This is a genomic window from Actinosynnema sp. NPDC059335, assembly GCF_042752395.1.
In the GTDB taxonomy this organism is placed as follows: domain Bacteria; phylum Actinomycetota; class Actinomycetes; order Mycobacteriales; family Pseudonocardiaceae; genus Actinosynnema.
On record NZ_JBHYXZ010000284.1, the window covers coordinates 1 to 4,870 of the forward strand.

Below are 4,870 nucleotides of genomic sequence, written 5' to 3' on the forward strand. Positions count from 1 at the left end.
GGTCCATCACGGCGGCGGTCACCGTGTCGCCCGGCACGACGACCAGGTCGGCGGGCGCGCGCTCGATCAGGCCCAGGGACCGCCCCATGACGGCCGCGCCGCCGCGGGTGGCGACGTCCACGCACATCTCGACCAGCTCGTCGCGCCGGAAACCGTTGCGGTAGGCCAACTGCCACGCCCGGTCGAGCATGTCGCCGTCGCCGTAGGGCGACCAGTAGTCGCGGATCCCGTCCTGCCCCAGCCCGACCCGGACCCCCGCCCACCGCAACTGCCGCAGCGGCAACGGTTCCCGCACGCCCGGCGCGACCGTGGTCACCGCGACGTCGTGCTCGGCCAGCAGCTCCACCAGGTCCCGCTGCCGTCCACCATCCACAGTGGACAAAGCGAAGGCGTGGCTGATCGTCACCTGGCCCTGCATCCCCAGCGCGTTCACGCGTTCGCAGATCAGTTCCACCTGGAACGCGCCGAGCGTGCCGGCGTCGTGCAGGTGCACGTCCACCCCGCGCTGGTGCTTCTCCGCCAACCCGAACACGACGTCAAGGTGCCGCACGGGATCGCGGTCGTAGCCCGCCGGGTCGAGCCCGCCGACCAGGTCCGCGCCCGCGCGCAGCGCCGCGTCCAGGAGGTCGGCGGTGCCCTTCTCGCGCAGGATGCCGCACTGCGGGAACGCCACCACCTCCACGTGCGCCCGCCCGGCGTGCTCCTCGCGCGCCGCGAGCACGCCTTCGAGCTTGTCCAGCCCCGAGTCCACGTCCACCTGCGCGTGGCTGCGCACGTGCGTCGCGCCGCACGCGATCGTCCGGCCCAGCGTGTGCGTGGCGCGCCACGCGACGGACGCCTCCGCCGACCGCCAGTTGCGCCGGTCGTTGTCGATCAGCTCGGCCAGCCCCTCGCCCGCGCTGTGCGGGCGGAACGGCAGGCCGAGCCGGGTGGAGTCGAGGTGCGCGTGCGCGTCGGTGAACGCGGGCAGCAGCACGCCGCCCCGGCCGTCCACGACCGGCACGGCGGGCGGCGGGTCGAGGTCCGGCGCGAGCGCGGCGACGCGGCCGTCCTCGCACAGCACGTCGACCAGGGGTGCGCCGGGGGCGTTCGGCCACGGCCGCACGGAACGGATCAGCAGGTCACCGGTCACCAGGCGACGCTAGCCCCGCCGGGTGGAAGTCGCCAGCGATGAGCTTGCCCGGGTTGAGCACGCCGGTCGGGTCCAGCGCCCGCTTCACCGCGGCCAGCACGCCGACGCCGAGCGCGCCGACCTCGGCCTCCAGGTACGGCGCGTGGTCGGAGCCCACCGCGTGGTGGTGGCTGATCGTGCCGAGCCCGGCGATGGCCTCGCTCGCGGCGGCCTTGGCGACCTGCCACTGGCCGATCGGGTCGGCGGCGTCCCGGGCCGCCAGCACGGTGAAGTACAGCGACGCGCCGGTCTCGTAGACGTGCGAGACGTGGCACATGACCACGCACCGGCCGAGCGCGTCGACCAGGGCGTCGCGCACCGCGGCGCGCAGCTCGGCGAGCTTCGACCAGTGCGTGGCGGTCTCCAGCGTCTCCACGCACACGCCGACCTCCATCAGCGCGTCCCGCTGGCGCGGTCCGCGGAACCGGCCGTGCCGCCACGCCTCGCCGAGCGCCCGGCCCAGCGGCACCAGCTCCGCGCCGCGCAGGGTCTCCGCACGCCTGCGCCGGACCTCCGCCTCGGACGCGCCGTGCCAGCCGAGCACCAGCAGGCACGGCCGCCGCACGCCCCGCGCCCGCAGGTACGCCTTGAGCGCACCGATCTTCCAGCCGCCCGCCAGGGCGAGCGACACGTCGGTCTCGTCCACATCGGACAGTCGCGTCACGTCGGCGGCCACGCGCCGCTGCGCCATCGCGCGCACCGCGGTCGTGCCGCGGTCCCAGCCGTCGACCACGAATCCCTCGTACCGCTCGACCGCCGGCCGCGGCCGCACGCGCAGCGCGACCTCGGTGATGACGCCGAACGCCCCCTCGCTGCCCACCACGAGCCGCCTGAGGTCCGGGCCGGCGGCGGACGCGGGCGCGCCGCCCAACCGCCACTCGCCCACCGGCGTGGCCAGCCGCACGCCCTCCACCATGTCCTCGAACCGGCCGTACCCGGTGGACGCCTGCCCGGCCGAGCGGGTCGCGGCGAACCCGCCGATGGTGGCGCGCTCGTAGGACTGCGGCACGTGCCCGAGGGTCAGGCCGTGCGCGGCGAGCAGCCGGTCGGCCTTGGGCGCGGTCAGGCCGGCCTGGAGCACGGCCACCCGGGACACCGGGTCCACCTCCACCAGCCGGTCCAACCGGGCCAGGTCGAGCGCGACCACCGCCGCCTTGTCGCCGCGGTCCGCGGTCACCCCGCCGACCACGGACGTGCCGCCGCCGAACGGCACCACGGCCACGTCGTGCTCGACGCACGCCTCCAGCACCGCCACGACCTGCTCGGGCGACGCGGGCAGCACCACCGCGTCGGGCACGGCGAGGTCGCCGTCACCGCGCTGCCGCAGCAGGTCCACATAGGACAGACCGCCCGCGCGCCCGAGCCGGGAGTCGCGGTCCACGCGGACGTGGCCGGGGCCGACGACGGCGGCGAGCGCGGCGCGGGCGGCGTCGTCCAGCGCCGAGGGCGGCACGTGCGGGGCGCGGGCCGGGGTGCGGACGTCGCCCAGCCCCGTGCGGTCGCGCAGCAGCTTGACCGCGTGCGGCGGCAGCGGGGCCGCGGTGGGCGTCCAGCGCCCCCGGAGGGTGTGGTCGATGTGCTCGGTCACCGGTACAGTGTGACACATGACGTCCCAACGTCACAGTGATGACGCGCTCCTCGACGCGGCCCGCGACTGCGTGGTCGAGGTCGGCGTGCGCCGCACCACGCTGACGGACATCGCCAAGCGCGCCGGCGTGAGCCGGATGACGCTCTACCGCCGGTTCCCGGACGTGGGCACGCTGGTCAGGGCCCTGATGACCAGGGAGTTCACCGCGCTGCTCGGCCGCATCGAGGCGACCGGGGACAACGCCCGGCAGCGGCTCGTGGCGCAGGCCGTCCAGGGCATCCGGCTGCTCGCCGCCGACCCGTTGCTGCGCCGGGTGCTCGACCTGGACGCCGAGCTGATGCTGCCGTACCTGGTGCGGCGGTTGGGCAGCACGCAGAAGCTGGTCGAGGCGTTCCTGCTGGCGCGGGTCGAGGAGGGGCACGCGGACGGCTCGATCCGCCGGGGCTCCGCCGCCGCCCAGGCGCGACTGGTGCTGCTGACCACGCAGTCGCTGGTGCTGTCGATCGGGCCGGCGACCGCGGACCTGGACTTCGAGGAGCTGCTGGCCGAGCTGGCCACCCACCTCGACGCGGCGCTGTCGTGACCACGTCGCTGAACGCCGCGCGCCGCCGGGCGGACCTCGACCACCTGGCGTCCTCGCGGGTGGACCTGCTGGTGGTCGGCGGCGGGGTGACCGGCGCGGGGGTCGCGCTGGACGCGGCGTCGCGGGGCCTGTCGGTGTGCCTGGTGGAGGCCCGCGACCTGGCGTTCGGCACGTCGCGGTGGTCGAGCAAGCTCGTCCACGGCGGCCTGCGGTACCTGGCGCAGGGCGAGGTGGGGCTCGCGTACGAGAGCGCGGTCGAGCGGGGCATCCTGATGACGCGGACCGCGCCGCACCTGGTGCGGGCGTTGCCGCAGCTGGTGCCGCTGCACGGCCGGTCGCACGACCCGGTCGTGTTCGCCGGGCTGCGCGCGGGCGACGCGCTGCGCCGCCTGGCCCGGACGCCGTCGTGGGTGCTGCCGGGGCCGCGTCGGGTGCCGGCGGTCGAGGCGCTGGCCCTGGCCCCCGGTCTGCGGCGGGCCGGTCTGCGCGGCGGGCTGCTGGGCTTCGACGGGCAGTTGGTCGACGACGCCCGGCTGGTGGTGGCGCTGGCCCGCACGGCGGCCGGGTTCGGCGCGCGGGTGGTCACCCGGGCGCGGGTCACCGCCCTGACCGGGCGCGGCGCGCACGTGGTGGACGAGCTGACCGGGGCGTCGCTGGAGATCGGGGCGCGGGCGGTGGTGAACGCGACCGGGGTGTGGGCGGGGTCGTTGGTCCCGGGCGTGAGGCTGCGGCCGTCCCGCGGTTCGCACCTGGTGCTGTCGGCCGGTGCGGTGGGGCTGTCCGGGACGGCGTTGACCGTGCCCGTGCCGGGAGCCCGCAACCGCTTCGCCCTGGTGCTGCCCCAGCGCGACGGGCGGGTGTACGTGGGGCTGACGGACGAGCCGGTGGACGGGCCGGTGCCCGACGTGCCGACCGTGCCGCGGTCCGATGTGGACTTCCTGCTGGAGGTGGCGTCGTCGGTGCTGGAGCGCCCGTTGACCACTGTGGACGTGCTCGGCGCGTTCGCGGGCCTGCGGCCGTTGCTGGACACCGGCGACGGGCCGAGCGCCGACCTGTCGCGCCGGCACGCCGTGCTGACCGACGGCGGGGTGACCACGGTGGTGGGCGGCAAGCTGACCACGTACCGCCGCATGGCCGCCGACGCCGTGGACGCCACCGGCCTGACCGCGGTCCGCTCCCGGACCGCGAACCTGCCGCTGGTGGGCGCGGGACCGGCCACCGGCCCGCCCGACCTCGTGGCCCGCTACGGCGCGGAGGCCGCCGCGGTGGCCCGGATCGGCGAAGTCGCGTGGGCCGTGCGCCACGAGGGCGCGCTGTCCGCGGACGACGTGCTGGACCGCCGCACCCGCATCGGCCTGGTCCCGGCCGACCGCGCCGCCGCCGAACCCGCCGTCTCCGCCGCCGTGGCCGAGGAACTGGCCGCCCAGTCCCACTCCTGACCGTTCAACTCGCCCGACCCGAACGTAGGACACACGCGTTCCGAACGTAGGACACACGCGCGTGTCCTACGTTCACGTCGCGCGTGTCC

Annotated in this window: 4 protein-coding genes; 2 read left to right on the top strand and 2 right to left on the bottom strand. The window is 76.3% G+C overall.

Annotation, left to right across the window (positions count from 1 at the left end; all coding sequences use genetic code 11):
- Together ACFXGA_RS39580 and ACFXGA_RS39585 are read right to left on the bottom strand one after the other, a co-directional pair.
- Positions 1-1,132: amidohydrolase (locus ACFXGA_RS39580; RefSeq protein ID WP_378098141.1), on the bottom strand; the 1,132-nt coding region annotated here is incomplete at its 3' end.
- Complete coding sequence (locus ACFXGA_RS39585; RefSeq protein ID WP_378098144.1) at positions 1,122-2,759, bottom strand: FAD-binding oxidoreductase; 1,638 nt, start codon at positions 2,757-2,759, stop codon at positions 1,122-1,124. The genes ACFXGA_RS39580 and ACFXGA_RS39585, both read right to left, overlap by 11 nt.
- A gap of 16 nt (positions 2,760-2,775) precedes the next feature.
- Here ACFXGA_RS39585 and ACFXGA_RS39590 point away from each other — a divergent pair, with 16 nt between their 5' ends.
- Positions 2,776-3,342 carry a TetR/AcrR family transcriptional regulator gene (locus ACFXGA_RS39590; RefSeq protein ID WP_378098147.1) on the top strand — a complete coding sequence of 189 codons (567 nt, stop codon included), beginning with the start codon at positions 2,776-2,778 and terminating at the stop codon, positions 3,340-3,342.
- Entirely contained in the window at positions 3,339-4,781 is a 1,443-nt protein-coding gene (locus ACFXGA_RS39595) for a glycerol-3-phosphate dehydrogenase/oxidase (RefSeq protein WP_378098150.1), read from the top strand. The genes ACFXGA_RS39590 and ACFXGA_RS39595 overlap by 4 nt, the downstream gene beginning before the upstream one ends.
- Positions 4,782-4,870: the final 89 nt, after the last annotated feature.

What these genes read in the sequence shown, in the direction of transcription:
- ACFXGA_RS39590 (WP_378098147.1), top strand. Translation starts at nt 2,776, where the DNA reads ATGACGTCCCAACGTCACAGTGATGACGCGCTCCTCGACGCGGCCCGC.